Annotated in this window: 23 protein-coding genes; 17 read left to right on the top strand and 6 right to left on the bottom strand. The window is 63.3% G+C overall.

The features are described from left to right. Window positions 1-199: 199 nt before the first annotated feature. Window positions 200-1,498 carry a hypothetical protein gene (locus F8N82_RS04440; protein ID WP_038994006.1) on the top strand — a complete coding sequence of 433 codons (1,299 nt, stop codon included), beginning with the start codon at window positions 200-202 and terminating at the stop codon, window positions 1,496-1,498. Next, entirely contained in the window at window positions 1,491-2,294 is an 804-nt protein-coding gene (locus F8N82_RS04435; RefSeq protein WP_038994005.1) for an MlaA family lipoprotein, read from the top strand. Before F8N82_RS04440 ends, F8N82_RS04435 begins: the two co-directional genes overlap by 8 nt. Before the next feature lie 6 nt (window positions 2,295-2,300). Here F8N82_RS04435 and F8N82_RS04430 read toward each other — a convergent pair whose 3' ends face one another. Together F8N82_RS04430 and F8N82_RS04425 are read right to left on the bottom strand one after the other, a co-directional pair. After that, a complete protein-coding gene (locus F8N82_RS04430; protein ID WP_038994004.1) occupies window positions 2,301-3,458 on the bottom strand; it encodes a patatin-like phospholipase family protein in 1,158 nt (385 codons plus the stop codon). A gap of 88 nt (window positions 3,459-3,546) precedes the next feature. Beyond that, on the bottom strand, window positions 3,547-4,479 hold the full coding sequence (locus tag F8N82_RS04425) for a lipid A biosynthesis lauroyl acyltransferase (RefSeq protein ID WP_038994003.1): 933 nt from the start codon (window positions 4,477-4,479) through the stop codon (window positions 3,547-3,549). Window positions 4,480-4,600: 121 nt separating this feature from the next. Here F8N82_RS04425 and minC point away from each other — a divergent pair, with 121 nt between their 5' ends. The 7 genes from minC (at window position 4,601) to F8N82_RS04390 (ending at window position 11,181) form a co-directional block, all read left to right on the top strand. Further along, window positions 4,601-5,350, top strand: a complete 750-nt coding sequence (minC, locus tag F8N82_RS04420; RefSeq protein ID WP_371857216.1) for a septum site-determining protein MinC — start codon at window positions 4,601-4,603, stop codon at window positions 5,348-5,350. Window positions 5,351-5,447: 97 nt separating this feature from the next. Then, complete coding sequence (gene minD, locus F8N82_RS04415) at window positions 5,448-6,260, top strand: septum site-determining protein MinD (protein WP_038994001.1); 813 nt, start codon at window positions 5,448-5,450, stop codon at window positions 6,258-6,260. A 3-nt stretch (window positions 6,261-6,263) separates the two neighbouring features. Then, complete coding sequence (gene minE / locus F8N82_RS04410; protein WP_038994000.1) at window positions 6,264-6,518, top strand: cell division topological specificity factor MinE; 255 nt, start codon at window positions 6,264-6,266, stop codon at window positions 6,516-6,518. A 108-nt stretch (window positions 6,519-6,626) separates the two neighbouring features. Then, the gene (locus F8N82_RS04405) at window positions 6,627-7,262 is read left to right on the top strand and encodes an RluA family pseudouridine synthase (RefSeq protein WP_038993999.1); all 636 of its coding nucleotides are present in this window, start codon (window positions 6,627-6,629) and stop codon (window positions 7,260-7,262) included. A gap of 126 nt (window positions 7,263-7,388) precedes the next feature. Continuing rightward, window positions 7,389-8,678, top strand: a complete 1,290-nt coding sequence (locus tag F8N82_RS04400; RefSeq protein WP_038993997.1) for a M18 family aminopeptidase — start codon at window positions 7,389-7,391, stop codon at window positions 8,676-8,678. Between the two features lie 130 nt (window positions 8,679-8,808). Continuing rightward, entirely contained in the window at window positions 8,809-8,973 is a 165-nt protein-coding gene (locus tag F8N82_RS04395; protein ID WP_166675657.1) for a hypothetical protein, read from the top strand. 48 nt (window positions 8,974-9,021) lie between these two features. Next, window positions 9,022-11,181 carry a mechanosensitive ion channel family protein gene (locus F8N82_RS04390; protein ID WP_038993996.1) on the top strand — a complete coding sequence of 720 codons (2,160 nt, stop codon included), beginning with the start codon at window positions 9,022-9,024 and terminating at the stop codon, window positions 11,179-11,181. Here the strand turns inward: F8N82_RS04390 and phnR are convergent. After that, window positions 11,178-11,891, bottom strand: coding sequence for a phosphonate utilization transcriptional regulator PhnR (gene phnR / locus F8N82_RS04385; protein WP_038993995.1), 714 nt, complete (start codon window positions 11,889-11,891; stop codon window positions 11,178-11,180). The genes F8N82_RS04390 and phnR overlap by 4 nt on opposite strands. Before the next feature lie 292 nt (window positions 11,892-12,183). Here phnR and F8N82_RS04380 point away from each other — a divergent pair, with 292 nt between their 5' ends. From F8N82_RS04380 to F8N82_RS04355, 6 genes are all read left to right on the top strand, one after another. Continuing rightward, window positions 12,184-13,248 (top strand): ABC transporter substrate-binding protein, encoded by a 1,065-nt coding sequence (locus tag F8N82_RS04380; protein ID WP_038993994.1) that lies wholly within the window; start codon window positions 12,184-12,186, stop codon window positions 13,246-13,248. Between the two features lie 116 nt (window positions 13,249-13,364). Then, complete coding sequence (locus F8N82_RS04375) at window positions 13,365-14,171, top strand: alkaline phosphatase family protein (RefSeq protein WP_038993992.1); 807 nt, start codon at window positions 13,365-13,367, stop codon at window positions 14,169-14,171. Window positions 14,172-14,176: 5 nt separating this feature from the next. After that, window positions 14,177-15,010, top strand: coding sequence for an ABC transporter permease (locus tag F8N82_RS04370; RefSeq protein WP_162195921.1), 834 nt, complete (start codon window positions 14,177-14,179; stop codon window positions 15,008-15,010). Beyond that, complete coding sequence (locus F8N82_RS04365; RefSeq protein ID WP_038993990.1) at window positions 14,997-15,794, top strand: ABC transporter permease; 798 nt, start codon at window positions 14,997-14,999, stop codon at window positions 15,792-15,794. Before F8N82_RS04370 ends, F8N82_RS04365 begins: the two co-directional genes overlap by 14 nt. A 1-nt stretch (window position 15,795) precedes the next feature. After that, entirely contained in the window at window positions 15,796-16,785 is a 990-nt protein-coding gene (locus tag F8N82_RS04360; protein WP_038993989.1) for an ABC transporter ATP-binding protein, read from the top strand. Between the two features lie 25 nt (window positions 16,786-16,810). Continuing rightward, the gene (locus tag F8N82_RS04355; RefSeq protein WP_038993988.1) at window positions 16,811-17,464 is read left to right on the top strand and encodes an HAD family hydrolase; all 654 of its coding nucleotides are present in this window, start codon (window positions 16,811-16,813) and stop codon (window positions 17,462-17,464) included. 64 nt (window positions 17,465-17,528) lie between these two features. Here F8N82_RS04355 and F8N82_RS04350 read toward each other — a convergent pair whose 3' ends face one another. Then, window positions 17,529-18,491 carry a zinc-binding dehydrogenase gene (locus tag F8N82_RS04350; protein ID WP_038993986.1) on the bottom strand — a complete coding sequence of 321 codons (963 nt, stop codon included), beginning with the start codon at window positions 18,489-18,491 and terminating at the stop codon, window positions 17,529-17,531. A gap of 140 nt (window positions 18,492-18,631) precedes the next feature. On the opposite strand from F8N82_RS04350, the gene F8N82_RS04345 reads away from it, so the two are divergent. Both F8N82_RS04345 and F8N82_RS04340 read left to right on the top strand, forming a co-directional pair. Then, on the top strand, window positions 18,632-20,719 hold the full coding sequence (locus F8N82_RS04345) for a carboxy terminal-processing peptidase (protein ID WP_167336583.1): 2,088 nt from the start codon (window positions 18,632-18,634) through the stop codon (window positions 20,717-20,719). A 123-nt stretch (window positions 20,720-20,842) separates the two neighbouring features. Further along, window positions 20,843-22,621, top strand: a complete 1,779-nt coding sequence (locus F8N82_RS04340) for a bifunctional diguanylate cyclase/phosphodiesterase (RefSeq protein ID WP_038993984.1) — start codon at window positions 20,843-20,845, stop codon at window positions 22,619-22,621. Here the strand turns inward: F8N82_RS04340 and F8N82_RS04335 are convergent. Both F8N82_RS04335 and F8N82_RS04330 read right to left on the bottom strand, forming a co-directional pair. Then, on the bottom strand, window positions 22,597-22,968 hold the full coding sequence (locus F8N82_RS04335) for a hypothetical protein (protein WP_038993983.1): 372 nt from the start codon (window positions 22,966-22,968) through the stop codon (window positions 22,597-22,599). The two genes, F8N82_RS04340 and F8N82_RS04335, sit on opposite strands and share 25 nt — an antisense overlap. Next, on the bottom strand, window positions 22,965-23,303 hold the full coding sequence (locus tag F8N82_RS04330; RefSeq protein WP_038993982.1) for a helix-turn-helix domain-containing protein: 339 nt from the start codon (window positions 23,301-23,303) through the stop codon (window positions 22,965-22,967). Before F8N82_RS04330 ends, F8N82_RS04335 begins: the two co-directional genes overlap by 4 nt. Window positions 23,304-23,383: the final 80 nt, after the last annotated feature.

The following is a 23,383-nucleotide window of genomic DNA, read 5'->3' as shown; positions in this document are numbered from 1 at the left end:
CCGGGGCGTCTATGCAAGGCAAAAGCGCCAGCCTCAGCTACTTTGTCCTGTAGATAAATGGAACCAATTGTTGCGAATCCTCAATGGACGGCGGCAACATCTGGGACGATAAATGCCGGAGCGCCAGGCAACTTTGCCGGGGCCACCATGGTCCTAGCCTGCGTAACGCACTTTGCTGCTGCATTTTTGGGGATCCGTCATGCTTCGTTCTCTGCGCCTCGCTGCCCTGTTGGGTGGCTTTATCTCGAGTGCGTGCGCTTGGGCACAAACCATCGACGCTGCCAGTTATGGCTATCCGTTGACCAACCCGTTCGAGGCGACGATTGCCACGACGCCGCCGGAGCTACGCCCGGAGCTGCCCAGCGACGACGACATCACCCAGTCCGACTACAGCCTGAACATGCGCCCGGAACGGGCCTTCACCCTGCCCGACAATTTCTGGGCGGTGAAGCAGCTCAAGTACCGCCTGGCCCGCCAGGACCACGAAGCGCCGCTGATCTTCCTGATCGCCGGCACTGGTGCGCCCTACTCCAGCAGCATCAACGAATACCTGAAGAAGCTCTACTACAAGGCCGGCTACCACGTGGTGCAGCTGTCGTCGCCAACCAGCTTCGACTTCATCACCGCCGCCTCGCGCTACGCCACCCCCGGGGTCAGCAGCGAAGACGCCGAAGACCTCTACCGGGTCATGCAGGGCGTGCGCGCCCAGCACCCGCGCCTACCGGTCAGCGAGTACTACCTCAGCGGCTACAGCCTCGGCGCCCTGGACGCGGCCTTCGTCAGCCACCTGGACGAAACCCGGCGCAGCTTCAACTTCAAGCGCGTGCTGCTGCTCAACCCACCGGTCAACCTCTACACCTCGATCAGCAACCTCGACAAGCTGGTGCAGACCGAGGTCAAGGGCGTGAACAACAGCACCACCTTCTACGAGCTGGTACTCAACAAGTTGACCCGCTACTTCCAGCAGAAGGGCTACATCGATCTCAACGATGCCCTGCTCTATGACTTCCAGCAGTCGCGCCAGCACCTGTCCAATGAACAGATGGCGATGATCATCGGCACCTCGTTCCGCTTCTCGGCGGCCGACATCGCCTTTACCTCCGACCTGATCAACCGCCGCGGCCTGATCATTCCGCCCAAGTACCCGATCACCGAAGGCAGCAGCCTCACACCGTTCTTCAAGCGCGCCCTGCAATGCGACTTCGACTGCTACCTGACCGAGCAGGTGATCCCCACCTGGCGCGCCCGCACCGACGGTGGCAGCTTGCTGCAACTGGTCGACCAGGTGAGCCTCTACGCCCTCAAGGACTATCTGCAAAAGAGCCCGAAAATCGCCGTGATGCACAACGCCGACGACGTCATCCTCGGCCCCGGCGACCTGGGTTTCCTGCGTAGCGCCTTTGGTGACCGCCTGACCCTGTACCCCCACGGCGGCCATTGCGGCAACCTCAATTACCGCGTCAACAGCGACGACATGCTGGAGTTTTTCCGTGGTTAAACGCCTACTGATTATTAGCGCGCTGCTGGCCTGTGGCCTGGCCCAGGCCGCCGAAGAAACTGCGCCGCGTGCCAGCGTGATTGAAGCCGATCCGGTCGATACCGATGGCTTCACCGAACCGCTCAAGGCGCTCAAGTTCAACCCCGGTCTCGACCAGCGCGAGTTCGAGCGCTCGACCCTGGCGGCGCTGAACGTCTATGACCCGCTGGAGTCGATGAACCGGCGTATCTACCACTTCAACTACCGCTTCGACCAATGGGTGTTCCTGCCAGTGGTCAACGGCTACCGCTACATCACCCCGCACTTTGTACGCAGCGGCGTGAGTAACTTCTTCAGCAACGTCGGCGATGTGCCGAACCTGCTCAACAGCCTGCTGCAGTTCAAGGGCAAGCGCTCGATGGAAATCACCGCACGCCTGCTGCTCAATACCACCATTGGTGTCGCCGGCCTGTGGGACCCGGCCAGCAAGATGGGCCTGCCGCACCAGAGCGAAGACTTCGGCCAGACCCTGGGCTTCTACGGTGTGCCTGATGGCCCATACCTGATGCTGCCGATCCTCGGCCCGTCGAACCTGCGCGATACCGGTGGCCTGGCGGTGGACTACAGCGCCGAGAACTGGATCAACTTCCTCAATGTCGCCGAGGTCAGCAGCAACCACCCGGAACTGTGGGTACTGCGCGGTATCGACAAGCGCTATACCACCAGCTTCCGCTATGGCCAGCTGAACTCGCCGTTCGAGTACGAGAAGGTGCGCTACGTGTACACCGAGGCACGCAAGCTGCAGATCGCCGAGTAAGCCGCTTCAGTTGGGCGCCGGCAGGCCCAGGAAGCCACACAGTTCGCGGCGCTTGGCCAAGGCGTCGTGGCGCCCGAGCTCGATCAGTTCGCTGCAGTAGCCGGCCTCGAACAGCAGGTAGCTGAGCACCCCGGCGCCGCTGGTCTTGGTCGCCCCCGGGCCACGCAGGAACAAGCGCAGGGCCGCCGGCAACTCACGCCGGTGGCGGGCGGCGATCTCGTCCAGCGGCTGGCTCGGCGCAACCACCAGCACATCGACTGGCGCCAGGCCCAGGCGCCTACGCTCGAGGTGTTCGGGCATCAGGTGGCTGAGGTGATTGAGCCGCTGCAGCAGCTCGATATCGTCTTCCAGGCTGTCAATGAAGGTGCTGTTGAGCATGTGCCCGCCGATCTGCGCCAGGCTCGGCTGCTGACCACTGAAGATCCGCTGGCGCATCTCGCCTTCGTTGGGCCGCTGCGGGTTGCCGCTGACCCCGACCACCAGCACCCGGCTTGCCCCCAGGTGCAGCGCCGGGCTGATCGGCGCCGACTGGCGCACCGCACCATCACCGAAGAACTCCTCACCAAGCTTGACCGGGGCAAACAGCAACGGGATCGCCGAACTTGCCAGCAGGTGCTCGACGCTCAATTGGGTGGGCAGGCCGATACGCCGGTGGCGCAACCAGGGGTCGATGGCGCCTCGGCCCTGGTAGAAGGTCACGGCCTGGCCGGATTCGTAACCGAAGGCCGTCACCGCCACCGCGCGCAGGTGCTGCTGCTCAATGGCGTGGCCAATACCGTTCAGGTCCAGGTGCTGGTTGAGCAAGGTGCGCAAGGGCGAGCTGTCGAGCAGCGCCACCGGTACGGGTGAGCCGAGACCAAGCAGGCTGTGTCCGACAAAACGGCTGGCCTGGCGGATTACCCCGGGCCAGTCGCTGCGCAGCACCTGATGGCTGCGAAAGCCCTGCCAGAAGCTGGTCAGGCGGCGAATCGCGTCGGCAAAGTGAGTGGCGCCGCTGGCGAGGGTCACGGCATTGATGGCACCGGCCGAGGTGCCGACGATCACCGGGAAGGGGTTGGCGGCGCCGGGCGGCAGCAGGTCGGCGATGCCGGCCAGCACTCCGACCTGGTAGGCGGCGCGGGCACCGCCGCCGGAGAGGATCAAGCCGGTGATCGGTTCAGCCATTTTACCTTCCTGGATTGTTGGTGAGTTCATCGCAGGTCATGCCCGCTCCCACAGACAGCTGTAGGAGCGGGCTTGACCCGCGATAGCCTCAACGCCGTTTTTCGTAAAGCTTCGGTGCCCCTGGCGGGCGCGACTTGAAGCGCCGATGCGCCCACAGGTACTGCTCCGGGCATTCGCGCAGCACGGTTTCGATCCATTGGTTGATGCGCAGGCAATCGGCCTCTTCGGTCTCGCCGGGGAAATCCGCAAGCGGCGGATGAATCACCAGCCGGTAACCGCTGCCATCGGCCAGGCGCTGCTGAGTGAAAGGGATCACCCGCGCCTTGCCCAGGCGGGCGAACTTGGTGGTGGCGGTGACGGTCGCCGCTTCAATGCCGAACAGTGGCACGAACAGGCTCTGCTTGGCGCCGTAGTCCTGGTCGGGTGCGTACCAGATGGCACGGCCGGCGCGCAGCAGTTTGAGCATGCCGCGCACGTCCTCGCGCTCCACCGCCAGCGAATCGAGGTTGTGCCGCTCACGGCCACGGCGCTGGATGAAATCGAACACCGGGTTGCCGTGCTCGCGGTACATGCCGTCGATGGTGTGTTGCTGGCCCAGCAGTGCGGCGCCGATCTCCAGGGTGGTGAAATGCAGGGCCATGAGGATGGCACCCTGGCCATCACGCTGGGCGGCCTGCAGGTGCTCCAGCCCTTCGATGTGCGCCAGGCGCGCCAAACGGGCCTTTGGCCACCACCAACTCATGGCCATTTCGAAGAAGGCGATGCCGGTGGAAGCGAAATTTTCCTTGAGCAGACGCTGCCGTTCGACGGACGGTAACTCGGGGAAACACAGCTCCAGGTTGCGCGCCGCAATGTAGCGGCGCTCGCCGGCCACCAGGTACATCAGCGCCCCCAGGGCACGGCCGATCACCAGCAATGCCCGGTATGGCAGCTGCACGATCAGCCACAGCAGGCCCAGGCCCAGCCACAGCGGCCAGAAGCGCGGGTGCAGAAAGTAACGACGAAAACGCGGGCGATCCATTAAAGATTCCGGAAAGACAAGGGCCGGGCATTCTACAACGGTTCGGCACGGGTTGCGGCCAACCGGTGTTCTCGTTATAAGTCTGGGCACTTTTTCGTAACAAGCCGCCCTAATGCAGACCATGAGCCAATCCCAAACGCCAGACCAAGACCCCGTGTTCCAGCTCAAGGGCAGCATGCTCGCAATTACCGTGCTCGAGCTTGCCCGGAACAACCTCGAAGGCCTCGACCGGCAGTTGGCGGCCAAGGTGGCCCAGGCGCCGAATTTCTTCAGCAACACCCCACTGGTGCTGGCCCTGGACAAACTTCCGGCCGGCGAAGGCGCGGTCGACCTGCCCGGGCTGATGCGCGTCTGCCGCCATCATGGCCTGCGCACCCTGGCCATCCGCGCCAGCCGTATCGAAGACATCGCCGCAGCAATCGCCATCGACCTGCCGGTGCTGCCGCCCTCCGGCGCCCGCGAGCGGCCGCTTGAGCCGGAGCCGGAAGTGAAGAAGCCCGAGCCTGCGCCAGCATCCGTTGCGCCGCCGGAGCCGACTATCCGCCCGACCAAGATCATCACCACTCCGGTGCGTGGTGGCCAGCAGATCTACGCCCAGGGCGGCGATCTGGTCGTGGTGTCGTCGGTCAGCCCGGGTGCGGAACTTCTCGCCGATGGCAACATCCATGTGTACGGTGCAATGCGTGGGCGGGCACTGGCCGGGATCAAGGGCAACACCCGGGCGCGGATCTTCTGCCAGCAGCTGACCGCCGAGATGGTCTCGATCGCCGGGCAATACAAGGTCTCCGAAGACCTGCGCCGCGATCCGCTGTGGGGGGCCGGGGTACAGGTCAGCCTGTCCGGTGACGTGTTGAACATCACCCGTCTTTAACGGATACTTGCCGCCATTTTCTGCGCAACTTTTTTCGATGTTGCCGTTTTTTGTATTTTTTGGGACTCAACGTCCTTTTCTTTAGGGGTGAAACACCTTGGCCAAGATTCTCGTGGTTACATCCGGCAAGGGTGGTGTGGGTAAGACCACCACCAGCGCCGCTATTGGTACCGGCCTCGCACTGCGCGGCCACAAGACTGTCATCGTCGACTTCGACGTCGGCCTGCGTAACCTCGACCTGATCATGGGCTGCGAACGCCGCGTGGTGTACGACTTCGTCAACGTCGTCAATGGCGAAGCCAACCTGCAGCAAGCGTTGATCAAGGACAAGCGCCTCGAGAACCTCTACGTGTTGGCCGCAAGCCAGACCCGCGACAAGGACGCGCTGACCGTGGAAGGCGTGGAAAAGGTCCTGATGCAGCTCAAAGAGGACTTCGAATACGTGGTCTGCGACTCGCCGGCCGGCATCGAGAAAGGCGCCCACCTGGCCATGTACTTCGCCGACGAAGCGATCGTGGTGACCAACCCTGAAGTCTCCTCGGTACGTGACTCGGACCGCATGCTGGGCCTGCTGGCGAGCAAATCGCGCCGCGCCGAACGCAACGAAGACCCGATCAAGGAACACCTGCTGATCACCCGCTACCACCCGGAGCGCGTCAGCAATGGCGAAATGCTTGGCGTCGAAGACGTCAAGGAAATCCTCTCGGTGACCCTGCTGGGCGTGATCCCGGAATCCCAGGCGGTGCTCAAGGCATCCAACCAGGGCGTGCCGGTGATCCTCGACGATCAGAGCGATGCTGGCCAGGCCTACAGCGATACCGTTGACCGCCTGCTGGGCAAAAACGTGGAACATCGGTTCCTTGATGTGAAGAAGAAGGGATTCTTCGAGCGCCTGTTTGGAGGCAACTAACCAATGAACCTTTTTGACTTCTTTCGTGCCAGCAAAAAAGTAAGCACCGCCTCGGTCGCGAAAGAGCGTCTACAGATCATCGTGGCGCACGAGCGCGGTCAGCGCACTACTCCGGACTACCTGCCAGCCTTGCAGAAGGAACTGGTGGAGGTGATCCGCAAGTACGTCAACATCGGCTCCGATGATGTGCAGGTCGCTCTGGAAAACCAGGGCAGCTGCTCGATCCTCGAACTCAACATCACCCTGCCCGATCGCTGATAGCGTTTTCGGGCACCCTGTGGGAGCGGGCTTGCCCCGCGATAGCGATCTGGCAATCAAATCGCATCGCGGGGCAAGCCCGCTCCCACAGCTATTTTGGAACACGCAATGCCGCTGTCCAACGTTCACATCCTGCATGAAGATGACGCCATCCTGGTGGTCAACAAGCCGACCCTGCTGCTGTCCGTACCGGGCCGGGCCGAAGACAACAAGGATTGCCTGATCACCCGCCTGCAGGAAAACGGCTACCCCGATGCCCTGATCGTCCACCGCCTGGACTGGGAAACCTCGGGGATCATCCTTCTGGCCCGCGACGCCGACAGTCACCGCGAGCTGTCCCGCCAGTTCCACGACCGTGAAACCGAGAAGGCCTATACCGCCCTGTGCTGGGGCCAGCCGGAGCTCGACAGCGGCAGCATCGACCTGCCGCTGCGCTACGACCCGCCGACCAAGCCACGGCACGTGGTCGACCACGAGCAGGGCAAGCATGCCCTGACCTTCTGGCGTATCGTCGAGCGCTGTGGCGACCATTGCCGGGTCGAGCTGACGCCGATCACCGGGCGCTCGCACCAGTTGCGCGTGCACATGCTGTCGATCGGTCATCCGCTGCTGGGCGACCGCCTGTATGCCTATCCTGAGGCGCTGGCGGCCCATGAGCGGTTGTGCCTGCATGCGAGCATGCTGAGCTTTACCCACCCGGTTTCCGGGGAGCGGCTGCGCTTCGAGTGTCCGGCGCCGTTCTGACACGCCCCATCGCGGGGCAAGCCCGCTCCCACAGGCTTCGTGGGAGCGGGCTTGCCCCGCGATAGAGCCTCCACAAATCCCTCCCCAACTACGCTAAACTCGCGCCACTGCTGTCTGGAGTGACCTATGCGCGATGCACTGAATCAAGGCCTGATCGACTTCCTCAAGGCCTCCCCTACGCCGTTCCACGCCACCGCCGCCCTGGCCCAGCGCCTCGATGCCGCCGGTTACCAGCGCCTGGACGAGCGCGACAGCTGGGCCACCGTGGCCGGCGGTCGCTACTACCTGACCCGCAACGATTCCTCGATCATCGCCTTCAAGCTCGGCCGTCACTCGCCGCTGCTCGATGGCATCCGCCTGGTCGGCGCCCACACCGACAGCCCGTGCCTGCGGGTCAAGCCGCAGCCCGAGCTGCAGCGCCAGGGCTTCTGGCAACTGGGCGTAGAAGTCTACGGCGGCGCCCTGCTCGCGCCGTGGTTCGACCGTGACCTGTCGCTGGCCGGGCGGGTTACCTTCCGCCGTGACGGCAAGGTCGAAAGCCAACGGGTCGACTTCAAGCTGCCGATCGCGGTGATCCCGAACCTTGCGATCCACCTCAACCGTACCGCCAACGAAGGCTGGGCAATCAACCCGCAGACCGAGCTGCCGCCAATCCTGGCCCAGGTCGCCGGTGACGAGCGCGTCGATTTTCGCGCGCTGCTCACCGACCAGCTGGCCCGCGAGCACGGCCTCAATGCCGATGTGGTGCTGGACTACGAGCTGAGCTTCTACGACACCCAGAGCGCTGCCCTGATCGGCCTGCACGGCGAGTTCATCGCTGGCGCCCGCCTGGACAACCTGTTGTCCTGCTATGCCGGCCTGCAGGCGCTGCTCAATGCCGACAGCGACGAAACCTGCGTACTGGTGTGCAACGACCACGAAGAGGTGGGCTCCTGCTCGGCCTGTGGCGCCGACGGCCCGATGCTCGAACAGACCCTGCGCCGCCTGCTGCCCGATGGCGACGACTTTGTCCGCGCCATCCAGCGCTCGCTGCTGGTTTCGGCCGACAACGCCCACGGCGTGCACCCCAACTACGCCGACAAGCACGACGGCAACCACGGGCCCAAGCTCAATGCCGGCCCGGTGATCAAGGTCAACAACAACCAGCGCTACGCCACCAACAGCGAAACCGCCGGTTTCTTCCGCCACCTGTGCATGGCCGAAGAAGTACCGGTGCAGAGCTTCGTGGTGCGCAGCGACATGGGTTGCGGCTCGACCATCGGCCCGATCACCGCCAGCCACCTGGGCGTGCGCACCGTCGACATCGGCCTGCCGACCTTCGCCATGCACTCGATCCGCGAGCTGTGCGGCAGCCATGACCTGGCGCACCTGGTCAAGGTGCTGACGGCGTTCTATCGCAGTCGCGATTTGCCTTGATGAAAGCATCGCGGTGCGACGGCTCGACTTGCCCCGCGATGAGATCCACCAGCCTGATCCCGATCAACCCTCCCCCTGGCGAATCCCGCTATGCTTGAGCCATAACTCTCAAGTACAAGGACCTTGCCGCATGTCAGCCTTTGCCTCTCTATTCCTTCCGGTCATCGCCGGCCTGATCCTGCTGACCGTGGGCTTCAACATGCGCGATCGCAACATCGGCGTGCTGATGATGTGGGTCGGTACCCTGGGTATGATCGGCATCATGTGCTGGAAGATCCTCGAGAAACTCAACTGACAAATACACTACACTCGGGCGATTGATCGTTTTGAGGTTGATTGTCCGGTGCCTGTCTTTTTCCGCGTTATTCTCCTGCTTCTGCCCTTGCTCTTGGTTGCGCCAGCGCACGCCGCCGGCCTGCCGGGCCTGCTCGGCGGCGGCAGCAAGGCCCAGCCCGAAGCGACCGAACCCCTGGCCCAGTCACTGGACGAAGTGATCAAGAGCCTGGAGAACGACCAGCAACGGGCCAAGCTGCTGGCCGACCTGAAAAAACTGCGCGACAGCACCAAGCAGGCGCAGCCCAGTGCCGAACAAGGCGTGCTGGGTCTGATCGGCGGCACCTTCGCCGAACTGGAAAAACAGTTCAGTGGCGAAGCCAGCCCGTTCAACCGCTGGACCCGCGAGCTTGACCTGGCGCAGATCGAGCTGGATGCGCGCCTGGTGCCCTGGCACGAATGGCCGCCGATCCTGTTCGGCTTTGCCGCCATCATCGCCCTCTGGAGTTTGCTCGCCTACGCCCTGAACTGGGTCAGCCACAAGGTGCGCCTGCGCTTTGGCCTGACCGAAGAACTGCCGCAACATCCGCGCACCTGGGATCTGGTGCGCTTCGCCCTGCGCAAGCTCGGTCCGTGGCTGGTGGCACTGATCATTACCGTGTACCTGAGCTTCGCCCTGCCGCCGTCCCTGGGCAAGTCGATGGCCATGGTCCTGGCCTATGCGCTGGTGGTCGGTACCTGCTTCTCGGCGATCTGCGTCATCGCCTTCTCCCTGCTCGACGGACCGCACCGCCACCGTGCCCTGCACATTCTCCGCCACCAGGCGTTCCGCCCGCTGTGGCTGATCGGCAGCTTTGCCGCCTTTGGCGAGGCCATGAACGATCCGCGCATGGCCAGCGCCTTGGGCGACCACCTGGCGCACACGCTGGCGACCCTGGCCAACATCCTTGCCGGGTTGTCCTCCGGGCTGTTCATCCTGCGCTTTCGCCGCCCCATCGCCCACCTGATCCGCAACCAGCCACTGTCCCGGCGCCTGACCCGGCGGGCGTTGAGCGACACCATCGAGATCCTCGGGACCTTCTGGTACCTGCCGGCGCTGGTGCTGGTGGCGATCTCGCTGATCGCCACCTTCATCTCCGCCGGCGACACCAGTACCGCCCTGCGCCAGTCGCTGATGTGCACCGTGCTGCTGATTCTGTGCATGGTCATCAACGGCCTGGTGCGCCGCCACGGGCTCAAGCCGCAGCGCGCCAACCGTCGCCAGGCGGTGTACTCGGAACGCCTGAAGAGCTTCACCTACACCCTGGTGCACCTGGCCATCTGGCTGGTGTTCATCGAGCTGGGCCTGCGCGTCTGGGGCTTTTCGCTGATCGGCTTTGCCGAAGGCGAAGGCCATGAAGTGGCGGTGCGCCTGTTCGGCCTGGCCGGTACCCTGATCGCCGCCTGGCTGGTGTGGATTCTCGCCGACACCGCCGTGCACCACGCCCTGACCCGCTCGCGCAAAGGCCTGGCCAATGCCCGCGCGCAAACCATGATGCCGCTGATCCGCAACGTGCTATTCGTGGCGATCTTCATCATTGCGGTGATCGTCGCCCTGGCCAACATGGGCATGAACGTCACCCCGCTGCTGGCCGGTGCCGGTGTCATCGGCCTGGCCATCGGTTTTGGCGCACAGTCGCTGGTTGCCGACCTGATCACCGGGCTGTTCATCATCATCGAAGACTCCCTGGCCATCGACGACTACGTCGATGTCGGCGGCCACCTGGGCACGGTCGAGGGCCTGACCATCCGTACCGTGCGCCTGCGCGATATCGACGGCATCGTCCACACCATCCCGTTCAGCGAGATCAAGAGCATCAAGAACTACTCCCGCGAGTTCGGCTACGCGATCTTCCGCGTGGCCATCCCGCACAGCATGAACATCGACCAGGCAATCACCCTGATCCGCGATGTCGGGCAGAAGATGCGCAACGACCCGCTGATGCGCCGCAACATCTGGTCGCCGCTGGAGTTGCAGGGGGTGGAGAGTTTCGAGTCGGGTTCAGCGATCCTGCGCGCCCGTTTCAAGACCGCGCCGATCAAGCAGTGGGAAGTGTCGCGGGCGTTCAACCTGGCGCTCAAGCGTCAGCTCGATGAGGCCGGCCTGGACCTGGCGACGCCGCGCTTGAGCGTGCAGGTCATCACCGCCGACGCCAGCACACCGTTCAGCGAAAGCCCGCCCAAGGCCTAACCGGCTTCGGCCTTGATGCGGATCGCATCATGGCGCCAATACTCAAGGTCACAGTCGATCAGCCGCCCGTGCTGGTCACTGTTGACCCGGGTGATGTGCAGCCCGGGGCTGCCAGCCGAGACCTTGAGCGCCAGCGCTGCCGCCACCGGCAAGGCGGTGGGCAGGATCTCGAAACGCACCCGCCCGTATACGATGCCGTAACGGCCGGCATACAGCTCGGTCAGCGACTGACTCAGGTCGTGGTCGAGAATGCCCGGGAAGTACTCGGGGTTCAGGTAGTGCTCGGCATACAGCACCGCACGACCATCAATGCGCCGTAGCCGGCAGATCTGGATCACGCTCGACAGCGGCGCCAGTTGCAGCCGCGCGCATACCGCTGCCGCCGCCGGCTGCAGGCGCGCCGACAACAGCTCGGTGCGCGCCTCGCGGCCCTGGTCGCGGACCATGGCGTGAAAGTGGCTGCGCTGGATCAGGTCGTAGGTCAGCCGCTCGGGCGCGACAAACCAGCCCCGCCGCTCCTCGCGGTAGATCAGGCCACGCGCCTCCAGTTGCACCAGCGCCTCACGCAGGGTGATACGCGTGGTGTCGAACACTTCGCTCAACTTGCGTTCGGCCGGCAGCTTGCAGCCGGGCGACAGGAGGCCATGCTCGATCTGCTCCTGCAGGGCATGACAGATGGCTGTTACTGCTCGCGGTGGCAGTGGCTGCATCAAAGGTTACCTATCTGGACTAGTCCAGCCCCAGCAACGCCCATTCTTGGCGCCTTCAGGGCTATGAGAATAGTGCAAGCCTAGGCACTCCAGATGAAAGCCAGATGACAGCCAGGGTGGTCTACGCTTGATTTTCAGGGGCGCGAGCCCTGGCTGGCAGCACGCCTGGACATCAAATTGTCATGCAACAGGTCTACCTTGGCTCAGGTATTGCTGACCTAGACCAACCGAACCGCAACAACATCCAACAACACCTTTTGCGTTTTGCACGGCACCCATCAAGGAGCTTCGGATGAAAAAGCTTTTTCTGGCGTCACTGTTAGGCTCGAGTATCGCTTTGTGCACCACGGCCATGGCCGCCGACACCGACCTCAAGGCCCTCGAGGACGCCGCCCGCAAAGAAGGCGCGGTCAACAGCGTGGGCATGCCCGATGCCTGGGCCAACTGGAAAGGCACCTGGGAAGACCTGGCGAAAAAATACGGCCTCAAGCACATGGACACCGACATGAGCTCGGCCCAGGAAGTGGCCAAGTTCGATGCCGAAAAAGACAACGCCAGCGCCGACATCGGTGACGTCGGCGCCGCCTTCGGCCCGATCGCCGTGACCAAGGGCGTGACCCAGCCGTACAAGCCAAGCACCTGGGAGCAGATCCCGGACTGGGCCAAGGATAAAGACGGCCACTGGGCCCTGGCCTATACCGGCACCATCGCCTTCATCATCAACAAGCAACTGGTGAAGGAAAAAGACATCCCGAAAACCTGGCATGACCTGGAAAAGGGCAAGTACAAGGTCGCCATCGGTGACGTCGGCACCGCAGCCCAGGCTGCCAACGGCGTGCTGGCCGCGGCCATTGCCTACAAAGGTGACGAGAAGAACATCGAACCGGGCCTGCAGCTGTTCACCAAGCTGGCCCAGCAAAAACGCCTGTCGCTGGCCAACCCGACTATCCAGACCCTGGAAAAGGGCGAGATCGAAGTCGGTGTGGTCTGGGACTTCAACGGCCTCAGCTACCGCCAGCAGATCGACCCGAAACGCTTCGAAGTGCTGATCCCGTCTGATGGCTCGGTGATCTCCGGCTACACCACGATCATCAACAAGTACGCGAAGAACCCCAACGCCGCCAAGCTGACCCGCGAGTACATCTTCAGCGATGCCGGGCAGATCAACCTGGCCGAAGGTCACGCCCGGCCGATCCGTGCCGAGCACCTGAAGCTGCCGGCCGATGTCCAGGCCAAGCTGCTGCCCAACGAGCAGTACCGCGCCGTGCAACCGATCAAGGATGCCGCCGCCTGGGAAGCGACCTCCAAGAAGCTGCCGCAGTTGTGGCAGGAGCAAGTGATCATCGAGATGGAGTGAACCTTCAGGGGGTGTCAGGCAATACCTGCTACCCCCAATCGCTGGCAAGCCAGTTCCCACAAGGTCTGTGGGAGCTGAGTTGCCAGCGATGAGGTCACCACAATTGCGGAGTTTCTATGAACCACAACGTCATCCTGGTCCTGCTCGATGGCCTCAACCACCAGGTCGCGCACCACGCCATGGGCCATCTGCATGCCTACGTCGAAGCCGACCGCGCCGCGCTGTACCGGCTGGAGTGCGAGCTGCCGTCGTTGTCGCGGCCGCTGTACGAATGCATCCTCACCGGTGTCGCCCCGATCGACAGCGGCATCGTCCACAACAACGTCAACCGCCTGTCCAACCAGCGCAGCGTATTCCACTACGCCCGCGAAGCCGGCCTGGGCACGGCAGCGGCGGCCTATCACTGGATGAGCGAGCTGTACAACCGCTCGCCCTTCGACCCGCTGCGCGACCGCCACACCCACGCGCCCAAGCTGCCGATCCAGCACGGGCTGTTCTACTACGCCGACCACTACCCCGATTCGCACCTGTTCGCCGACGCCGAATACCTGCGCCGCCGTCATGCACCGAACTTCCTCCTGGTGCACCCGATGAACATCGACGACGCCGGCCACCGTCACGGCCTGGACAGCAGCCAGTACCGCAACAGCGCCCGCAGCGCCGATATCCTCCTGGCCGACTACCTGCGCACCTGGCTCGAAGAGGGTTACCAGGTAGTGGTGACGGCCGACCACGGCATGAACAACGACCGCTCGCACAACGGCCTGCTGGCCGAAGAACGTGAGGTGCCGCTGTTCGTCTTCGGCGAGGCGTTCAGCCTCGACCCGGCCGCCAAGCCGCTGCAGACCGAACTGTGCGGCACCATTTGCGAATTGCTCGGCGTGCCCCACGACAAACCGGTGTGCCGGGAGCTGCTCAAGTGAATTCGATCAAACGCGGCAAATGGCTGGCCCTGCTCTGCCTGGTGCCTTTCGCGGTGTTTTTCATCATCTTCCAGATCGCCCCGCTGGCCTGGGTCATGCTCCACAGCGTGCAGGTGGAATCGAGCTGGGGGCTGGACAACTTCACCAAGATATTCAACTCGAAGTTCTACCGCCAGGCGATCCAGCACAGCCTGGAGATCAGCTTCTGGTCGAGCCTGTTCGGTATCCTCATCGCCATCCTCGGCAGCTACTCCTTGCGCCGGGTCGACTCGCGTCTGCGTGATTTCGTCAACGCCTTTGCCAACATGACCAGCAACTTCTCCGGAGTGCCGCTGGCCTTTGCCTTCATCATCCTGCTCGGCTTCAACGGCGCGCTGACCATGCTGCTGAAACAGGCCGGGATCATCGAGGACTTCAACCTCTACTCCAAGACCGGGCTGATCATCCTCTACACCTATTTCCAGATCCCCCTCGGCGTGCTGCTGCTCTACCCGGCCTTCGACGCCCTGCGCGAAGACTGGCGCGAATCCGCCGAGCTGCTCGGCGCCGGCGCCTGGCAATACTGGCGGCACATCGGCTTGCCGGTGCTGACCCCGGCGCTGCTGGGCACCTTCGTGATCCTCCTGGCCAACGCCCTGGGCGCCTACGCCACGGTGTATGCGCTGACCACCGGCAACTTCAACGTGCTGCCGATCCGCATCGCCGCGCTGGTGGCCGGCGACATCTCGCTGGACCCGAACCTGGCCAGCGCCCTGGCGGTCATCCTGGTCGGGCTGATGACCCTGGTGACCTTCGTCCATCAATGGCTGTTGAAGCGGAGCTATCATGTCGCGCGCTGAACCGGGCACCTCGTCGCTGTACCACCGCCTGGTGGTCTACCTGCTGTTTATCATCCTCCTGCTGCCGCTGGCCGGCACCCTGCTCTACTCGCTGGCCACCAGCTGGTCGGCGAGCCTGCTGCCCAGCGGGCTGACCTTCAAGTGGTACCTGGCGCTGTGGAGCGACCCGCGCTTTCTCGCCGCCTTCGGCCAGTCGCTGCTGGTCTGTGTCGGCGCCCTGCTGCTGTCGGTACTGCTGATTTTGCCGCTGTTGTTCGTGGTCCATTACCACTTTCCGCGGCTCGATGCGCTGATGAACATCCTCATCTTGCTGCCCTTCGCGGTGCCGCCGGTGGTGTCCTCGGTGGGCCTGCTGCAACTCTACGGCTCGGGGCCGATGGCCATGGTCGGCACGCCATGGATCCTGATCGGCTGTTACTTCACCGTGGCCCTGCCGTTCATGTACCGGGCGATCACCAACAACCTGCAGGCGATCAACCTGCGCGACCTGATGGACGCGGCCCAGCTGCTTGGCGCCAGCACTTTCCAGGCCGCCTTCCTGGTCGTGCTGCCGAACCTGCGCAAGGGCCTGATGGTGGCCTTGCTGCTGTCGTTCTCGTTCCTGTTCGGCGAGTTCGTGTTCGCCAACCTGCTGGTCGGCACCCGCTACGAGACCCTGCAGGTGTACCTCAACAACATGCGCAACAGCAGTGGCCACTTCAACAGTGCCCTGGTGGTTTCCTATTTCCTCTTCGTGCTGGTGCTGACCTGGGCAGCCAACCGCCTGAACAAGGACAAGTCCTGATATGAGCTTTGTCAGCGTACAGAACCTGCAAAAAAGCTATGCCGGCAGCCCGGTGTTCAACGACATCAACTGCCAGATCGAACGCGGCGAATTCGTCACCTTGCTCGGCCCGTCCGGTTGCGGCAAATCCACCCTGCTGCGCTGCATCGCCGGGCTGACCGCAGTCGACAGCGGGCGCATTTTGCTCGATGGCAACGACCTGGTGCCGCTGAGCCCGCAAAAGCGCGGGATCGGCATGGTGTTCCAGAGTTACGCACTGTTCCCCAACATGACCGTCGAGCAGAACGTCGCCTTCGGCCTGCGCATGCAGAAGGTCAACCGCGACGACAGCCAGGCGCGGGTCCGCGAGGTGTTGCAACTGGTCGAGCTGCAGGACTTTGCCCGCCGCTACCCGCACCAGCTGTCCGGCGGCCAGTGCCAGCGCGTGGCCCTGGCCCGCTCGCTGGTCACCCGCCCGCGCCTGTTACTGCTCGACGAGCCGCTGTCGGCACTGGATGCGCGTATTCGTAAACACCTGCGCGAGCAGATCCGCGCCATCCAGCGCGAGCTGGGCCTGACCACCATCTTCGTCACCCACGACCAGGAAGAAGCGCTGACCATGTCCGACCGCATCTTCCTCATGAACCAGGGCCGCATCGTCCAGAGCGGCGATGCCGAAACCCTCTATACCGCGCCGGTGGACGTGTTCGCCGCAGGCTTTATCGGCAACTACAACCTGCTCGACGCCGACAGCGCCAGCCGCCTGCTGCAGCGCCCGGTGGGCAGCCGCCTGGCGATCCGCCCGGAAGCCATCGCGCTGAGCCTCGACGGCGAGCTGGAGGGGCTGGTACGCAGCCACAGCTTGCTGGGCAACGTGATCCGCTACCGGGTCGAAGCGCGCGGGGTAGAATTGCTGGTCGATGTACTCAACCGCTCGTCCGCCGATCTGCACCCGGACGGCCAGCGGGTATCCTTGTCGATCGATCCCACCGCCCTCTGCGAAGTCGCCTGAGGGTTGCACAGGAGTTTTTCTGAATATGGCACTAGCGATTTTCGATCTGGATGAAACCCTGATCCACGGTGACTGTGCGTCATTGTGGAGCGAGCAGATGGTCCGCCTTGGCTGGGTCGATGGCGAATCCTTCCTGCGCCGTGACAAAGAGCTGATGGACGCCTACGGCAGGGGCCATCTGGCCATGGAAGACTACATGGCCTTCAGCCTTGAGCCGCTGATCGGCCGCACGCCGGAAGAAGTCGAGCATCTGGTCGCACCGTGGGTAGAAGATTTCATCGAACCGATCATCTTCAGTGATGCCACCAAGACCATTGCTGCCCACCGCAAGGCCGGCGACCGGATCCTAGTGATTTCGGCTTCCGGCACCCACCTGGTCAAACCCATTGCCGAGCGCCTGGGTATCGATGAAGTTCTTGGCATTGAGCTGGAGGTTGCACGCGGTGTTTACACCGGCAACACCACCGGCGTGCTGACCTACCGCGAAGGCAAGATCACCCGTTTGCTGGAGTGGCTGGACCAGGAAGAAGAAAACCTTGAAGGCGCGAGTTTCTACTCGGATTCACGCAACGATCTGCCGTTGCTGCTGAAGGTGGATTACCCGCATGTGGTCAATCCGGATCCGGTGTTGCGCGAGCAGGCCGAGACCCATGGCTGGCCGATTCATAGCTGGAAATAATTGAAGCCATCGCGGGGCAAGCCCGCTCCTACCTGTGGGAGCGGGCTTTCCAGCGATTGGCGTACTACACCAGACTCTCGTCGATCACCAACACCAGCTTGCCCGACACCTGATTGCTGGCAAGCTCGGCAAACGCCGCTTCGGCATCCTTGATCGGGAAGGCCTTGGCCAGTTGCGGCTTGAGCCGGCCTTCACTGAACAGCGGCCACACTTGCTGGCCGAGGTCGCTGAGCAGGTCCGCCTTGAACTGATCATCGCGGGTGCGCAAGGTCGAGCCCATCACCTGTATGCGCTTGCCCAGCAGTTGCGCCAGGTCCAGCTCGGCCTTGCGCCCGCCCATCAAACCGATGATCACCCAGCGCCCGTCACGGGCCAGCAGCTTGAGATTGAGCTCGGCATAGTTGGCGCCAACCGGGTCGAGGATCACATTGAAGGGGGCGAAATCGTTCAGCGCGTCGAGGTCTTCACCGCGCACCACGCCACCACTGGCCCCCAAGCCTTCGCAATAGGCCAGGCGCTCGGCCGAGCCGACGCTGACCCAGCACGGGCTGCCAAAGGCCTTGCACAGCTGGATCGCCGCCGACCCGACACCGCTGGCCCCGGCATGCAGCAAGACCTTCTCACCCGGCTTGAGCGCGGCCAGCTGGAACACATTGAGCCAGGCGGTGGCATACACCTCGGGGATCGCCGCCGCTTCCTGCAGGCTCAGGCCTTCAGGAACCGGCAGCACATGACGGCCATCGACCACCACTTCCTCGGCCATGCCGCCACCGGCGAGCAAGGCACAGACCCGATCGCCGACTTGCCAGGAGGAACCGGCGCCCACTTCACTGATTACCCCTGAGCATTCCAGGCCGAGAAACTCGCTGGCCCCCGGCGGTGGCGGGTAGAGCCCGGCACGCTGGAGCAGATCGGCGCGATTGAGCCCGGCTGCGGCCACACGAATTCGTACTTGACCGATATCGCAAGTTGGACTTGTCGTCGCAACCCACTCCACATGTCCGTCAACGCCTTGCAATGCCTTCACAGTGCCTCCATAGTTGAGTCATGACTGAGCCCGGGAGCTGTAGCCCCGGGCTTTTTGCATTATGCGTCCGGTTTTCATGGAACCGGCGAATTCAAAGACGGCCTAATATGCGTGATCAATTGTCCCTACGTCGAATCAGCATGAAGCATTTACTGCCAAGCACCACCCTCGCCCTGTTGATCGGTCTGGGCAGTCTGCCATTGGCGGGCAATGCATGGGCCGCCAACAGCTGGGATAAGCTCCAGCCCGACCGCGATGAAGTGGTCGCCAGCCTCAACGTGGTCGAGCTGCTCAAGCGCCACCACTACAGCAAGCCGCCGCTCAACGATGCGCGTTCGGTGATCATCTACGACAGCTACCTCAAACTCCTCGATCCGGCGCGCAGCTACTTCACCGCCAGCGACATCGCCGAGTTCGACAAGTGGAAGACCCAGTTCGACGATTTCCTCAAAAGCGGCAATCTCGACCCCGGCTTCACCATCTACAAGCGCTACCTGGACCGGGTCAAATCGCGTCTGGACTTCGCCCTGGCCGAACTGAGCAAGGGCGTCGACAACTTCGACTTCACCACCAAGGAGACCTTGCTGATCGATCGCAAGGACGCGCCGTGGATGAAGAACCAGGCCGAGCTCGACGACCTCTGGCGCAAACGCGTCAAGGATGAAGTGCTGCGCCTGAAGATCGCCGGCAAAGAGCCCAAGGCGATCCAGGAACTGCTGACCAAGCGCTACAAGAACCAGCTCACGCGCCTGGACCAGACCCGCGCCGAAGACATCTTCCAGGCCTACATCAACACCTTCGCCCAGTCCTACGACCCGCACACCAACTACCTGTCGCCCGACAACGCGGAAAACTTCGATATCAACATGAGCCTGTCGCTCGAAGGTATCGGTGCTGTGCTGCAAAGCGACAACGACCAGGTCAAGATCGTGCGCCTGGTGCCGGCCGGCCCTGCCGCCAAGACCAAACTGGTCGCCCCGGCCGACAAGATCATCGGCGTGGCCCAGGGCAACAAGGAAATGGTCGACGTGATCGGCTGGCGCCTGGATGAAGTGGTCAAGCTGATCCGCGGGCCGAAAGGTTCGGTGGTGCGCCTGGAAATCATCCCGGCCAGCAACGCCCCCAACGACCAGACCACCAAGATCGTGCCGATCACCCGTGAAGCGGTGAAACTCGAAGAGCAGGCGGCGAAAAAATCGGTGCTCAAGCTCAAGCAAGACGGGCGCGACTACAAGCTCGGCATCATCGAGATCCCGGCCTTCTACCTGGACTTCAAGGCCTTCCGTGCCGGCGATCCGGAGTACAAGAGCACCACCCGCGACGTGAAGAAACTGCTCACCGAACTGCAGAAGGAAAAAGTCGACGGCGTGGTCATCGACCTGCGCAACAACGGCGGCGGCTCGTTGCAGGAAGCCACCGAGCTGACCAGCCTGTTCATCGACAAGGGCCCGACCGTGCTGGTGCGCAACAGCGACGGCCGCGTCGACGTGCTTGAAGACGAGAACAACGGCGCCTTCTACAAAGGCCCGCTGGCGCTGGTGGTCAACCGCCTGTCAGCCTCGGCCTCGGAGATTTTCGCCGGCGCCATGCAGGACTATCACCGCGCGCTGATCCTCGGCGGGCAGACCTTCGGCAAAGGCACGGTGCAGACCATCCAGCCGCTCAACCATGGCGAGCTGAAGCTGACCCTGGCCAAGTTCTACCGGGTTTCCGGGCAGAGCACCCAGCACCAGGGCGTGCTGCCGGACATCGATTACCCGTCGATCATCGACACCAAGGAAATCGGCGAAAGCGCCCTGCCTGAAGCCATGCCATGGGACACCATCCGCCCGGCGATCAAGCCTGCGGTCGACCCGTTCAAGCCGTTCCTGGCGCAGCTCAAGGCGCGTCACGACACCCGTACCGCCAAGGATCCGGAGTTCGTGTACATCCGCGACCGCCTGGCCCTGACCCAGAAGCTGATGAACGAGAAAACCGTCAGCCTCAACGAAGCCGAACGCCGTGCCCAGCACGCCGATATCGAAAGCAAGCAGCTGGCGCTGGAGAACACCCGACGCAAGGCCAAGGGCGAAGAACCGCTCAAGGAACTGAAGAAGGAAGACGAAGACGCCCTGCCGGTCGAGCCAGACGATACCAAGCCGGAAGACGACGCCTACCTGAAGGAGTCCGGGCTGATCCTGCTGGATTACCTGGGCCTGAATTCTCAGGTGGCGCGGAACAACCCGTAAAACGATGATGGCAAAATAATGTGACTGTGCGTTATTGCGTCATCAAATAGTCATCAGACTGTCGTGAAATAAGGGACTGAGCGCCGCGGGTGCTCAGTCCCTTTTTTTCAAGGTAGCCCTGCCATGACCGTCAACGAACAGCTCAGCGCGTTGAGCACCATCCTGGCTCAAAGCGGCTTGCACAGCCTGTTCCAACCCATTGTCTGCCTTTCCGAGCGGCGCATCCTGGGCTACGAAGCCCTCAGCCGCGGCCCTTCCAACAGCCCGCTGCACTCGCCGATCAACCTGTTTGCCGTGGCCCGCCAGGCCGGGCGCCTGACCGAACTGGAAGTGGCCTGCCGCGAGAGCGCCTGCCGCCGCTTCAGCCAGCAGGACCTCGAGGGCAAGCTGTTTCTCAACGTCTCGCCCGAATCCTTGCTCGAACCGCAGTACCAGTCCGGGCGCACCCTGAAGATGCTCCACGAGCTTGGCGTACCGCCCAGCCGGGTGGTGATCGAGCTCACCGAACAGACCCCGACCGACGATTTCCAGTTGCTGTTCAACGCCCTGCACCACTACCGCGACATGGGTTTTTCCATCGCCCTGGACGACTTGGGCGCCGGCTATTCGAGCCTGCGCCTGTGGTCGGAACTGCGCCCGGACTACGTCAAGATCGACCGTCACTTCATCGACGGCATCCACCTGGATGCGCTCAAACGCGAGTTCGTCGGCTCGATCCTGCAGATCGCCCGGGCCTCGCGCGCCCAGGTGATTGCCGAAGGGATCGAACTGGCCGAAGAGCTCAAGGTGCTCACCGAGATGGGCGTCGACCTGGTTCAGGGCTACCTGCTGGGGCGCCCGCAGGAACTGGCGGCGCGCGATGTGCAGAGCATGCTCGGGCAGCCGGTGCAGGTGCTGCAGAGCCTCAATGAAGACGGCGGCAACCTCGCCGCGCTGCTGATCGAGCAGACCGCAGTGAACAGAGAGGCGCCCACGCCGCAGGTGCTGGAACTGTTTCGCAGCCAGGCCAACCTCAACTCCCTGGCGGTGCTCGACGCGCACCAACAGCCCTGTGGCATCGTCCACCGCCACTCGCTGTCCGATGCCCTGCTCAAGCCATTTGCCACCGACCTGTTCGCGCGCAAGCCGATCAGCCGCTTGATGAACGATGACTTTCTCGCCGTGGACCTGGGCCAGTCGCTGCAGCAAGTCAGCCGCCTGCTCACCAGCCGCGCCCGGCAGCGTATCGAGGAAGACTTCATCATCACCCAAAACGGCCGCTACCTGGGCCTGGGGCGGGTGATCGACGTGCTCAAGCTGATCACCGAACAGAAGATCCAGCAAGCCCGCTATGCCAACCCGCTGACCCTGCTGCCCGGCAACGTACCGATCCAGCAGTGCCTGACCCGCCTGCTGCAACAGCAACGCCCGGCGGCGATCTGCTACGTCGATATCGACAGTTTCAAGCCGTTCAACGATATCTACGGCTATGCCCGTGGCGATGAAGTGCTGCTGTGCCTGGCCCAGTGCCTGAGCGAACGGGTCGACCCCAGCCGCGATTTCGTCGGCCATATCGGTGGCGACGATTTCATGCTGGTGCTCGGTTCAGGCGATTGGCAACAGCGCTTGCAGCTGTTGCTGGAGGATTTTCACAAGCAGTGCCGGCGCTTCTACCGGGCCGAGCACCTGCAGGCAGGCTGCTTCGTTGCCACCGACCGTCAGGGCCGGCGCCAGGAGTTTGCCCTGCTGTCGCTGTCGATCGGCGTGGTGCAATTGCACCCGCAGGCCTGTGCCGGGCTCGATGCCGGGCAACTGGCCGAGCTGGCCTCACAGGCCAAGCATCAGGCCAAAGATGTGCCCGGGCACAGCCTGTACCTGATCGATACCGCGCCCGCCGCTCAGGCTTCTTCGTGTTCGGGGTAGCAGTACTCGAACACCCGCACCACTTCCGAAGCGTGCCAGGAAGCGGCAGCCATACCATCGGACGGGCCGGAGAACCGCCCCAGGCGTTCGACGCATTCGAAAAACCCGGTCCGTGGCAATCGGCTGGCACCCTGGCTGATCACCAGCGAACTGCGCAGTGGCTGCTCGGCACGGGCATCGAGCGCCGCCAGGTGCTCCAGCGCTGCGGTCAGGGTCTGCATGGCCGGGCTGGGCAATTGCAGGCGCTCGAGCAAGGCGCGGTAAGTCAGCAGGTGACGTTGACGGCGGGCGACATCCAGCTCGCCAAGCAGCCCTTCCCAGTGCTGACGGCTGATGCGCACGCTCACGACGGATCGCTCCAGCCAGCCACACCCAACTCCCAGGCCAGGCTGCGGCGGATCGCGGCATCCGGCTGGCGTTCACCGCTTTCGATCAGCGCCAGGTACACCGGGCTGATACCGACGCTGCGCGCCAACTGCTCCGGCGCCAGGCCCTTGCCCTCACGCAAACGCGCCAGCTCGCTGAAACGTGGCAAGCTGGCGCTGTCTGCGGCGCTGGCGGGTGTGTTTTCGGCGGCAACCGGCTCGCCTTGCCCGGCTGCTTTAAGCAGTGCCTGGTACTGCTCCCAGGGAACAACCGCGTACTCGGGTTGACCGTCTCGGCTGATGACCTGAATACCCATTACAACCCCCTTGTAGGATTACGATATGTAATCGGTAGGCATAATCCTTATGCCAATTATATTACCAGCCAACAAGGGTG

Source organism: Pseudomonas fluorescens, from assembly GCF_902497775.2.
In the GTDB taxonomy this organism is placed as follows: Bacteria; Pseudomonadota; Gammaproteobacteria; order Pseudomonadales; family Pseudomonadaceae; genus Aquipseudomonas; species Aquipseudomonas putida_F.
The sequence above is the reverse complement of the archived record's forward strand: the minus strand, read 5'-3'. Positions and strand labels throughout refer to the sequence as shown.

What these genes read in the sequence shown, in the direction of transcription:
- F8N82_RS04375 (WP_038993992.1), top strand. Translation starts at nt 13,365, where the DNA reads ATGAACCACAACGTCATCCTGGTCCTGCTCGATGGCCTCAACCACCAG.
- F8N82_RS04380 (WP_038993994.1), top strand. Translation starts at nt 12,184, where the DNA reads ATGAAAAAGCTTTTTCTGGCGTCACTGTTAGGCTCGAGTATCGCTTTG.
- F8N82_RS04330 (WP_038993982.1), bottom strand. Translation starts at nt 23,303, where the DNA reads ATGGGTATTCAGGTCATCAGCCGAGACGGTCAACCCGAGTACGCGGTT.
- minE (WP_038994000.1), top strand. Translation starts at nt 6,264, where the DNA reads ATGAACCTTTTTGACTTCTTTCGTGCCAGCAAAAAAGTAAGCACCGCC.
- F8N82_RS04345 (WP_167336583.1), top strand. Translation starts at nt 18,632, where the DNA reads ATGAAGCATTTACTGCCAAGCACCACCCTCGCCCTGTTGATCGGTCTG.
- F8N82_RS04340 (WP_038993984.1), top strand. Translation starts at nt 20,843, where the DNA reads ATGACCGTCAACGAACAGCTCAGCGCGTTGAGCACCATCCTGGCTCAA.
- F8N82_RS04440 (WP_038994006.1), top strand. Translation starts at nt 200, where the DNA reads ATGCTTCGTTCTCTGCGCCTCGCTGCCCTGTTGGGTGGCTTTATCTCG.
- F8N82_RS04430 (WP_038994004.1), bottom strand. Translation starts at nt 3,458, where the DNA reads ATGGCTGAACCGATCACCGGCTTGATCCTCTCCGGCGGCGGTGCCCGC.
- F8N82_RS04425 (WP_038994003.1), bottom strand. Translation starts at nt 4,479, where the DNA reads ATGGATCGCCCGCGTTTTCGTCGTTACTTTCTGCACCCGCGCTTCTGG.
- F8N82_RS04395 (WP_166675657.1), top strand. Translation starts at nt 8,809, where the DNA reads ATGTCAGCCTTTGCCTCTCTATTCCTTCCGGTCATCGCCGGCCTGATC.
- F8N82_RS04355 (WP_038993988.1), top strand. Translation starts at nt 16,811, where the DNA reads ATGGCACTAGCGATTTTCGATCTGGATGAAACCCTGATCCACGGTGAC.
- minC (WP_371857216.1), top strand. Translation starts at nt 4,601, where the DNA reads ATGAGCCAATCCCAAACGCCAGACCAAGACCCCGTGTTCCAGCTCAAG.
- F8N82_RS04360 (WP_038993989.1), top strand. Translation starts at nt 15,796, where the DNA reads ATGAGCTTTGTCAGCGTACAGAACCTGCAAAAAAGCTATGCCGGCAGC.
- F8N82_RS04365 (WP_038993990.1), top strand. Translation starts at nt 14,997, where the DNA reads ATGTCGCGCGCTGAACCGGGCACCTCGTCGCTGTACCACCGCCTGGTG.
- phnR (WP_038993995.1), bottom strand. Translation starts at nt 11,891, where the DNA reads ATGCAGCCACTGCCACCGCGAGCAGTAACAGCCATCTGTCATGCCCTG.
- F8N82_RS04405 (WP_038993999.1), top strand. Translation starts at nt 6,627, where the DNA reads ATGCCGCTGTCCAACGTTCACATCCTGCATGAAGATGACGCCATCCTG.
- F8N82_RS04400 (WP_038993997.1), top strand. Translation starts at nt 7,389, where the DNA reads ATGCGCGATGCACTGAATCAAGGCCTGATCGACTTCCTCAAGGCCTCC.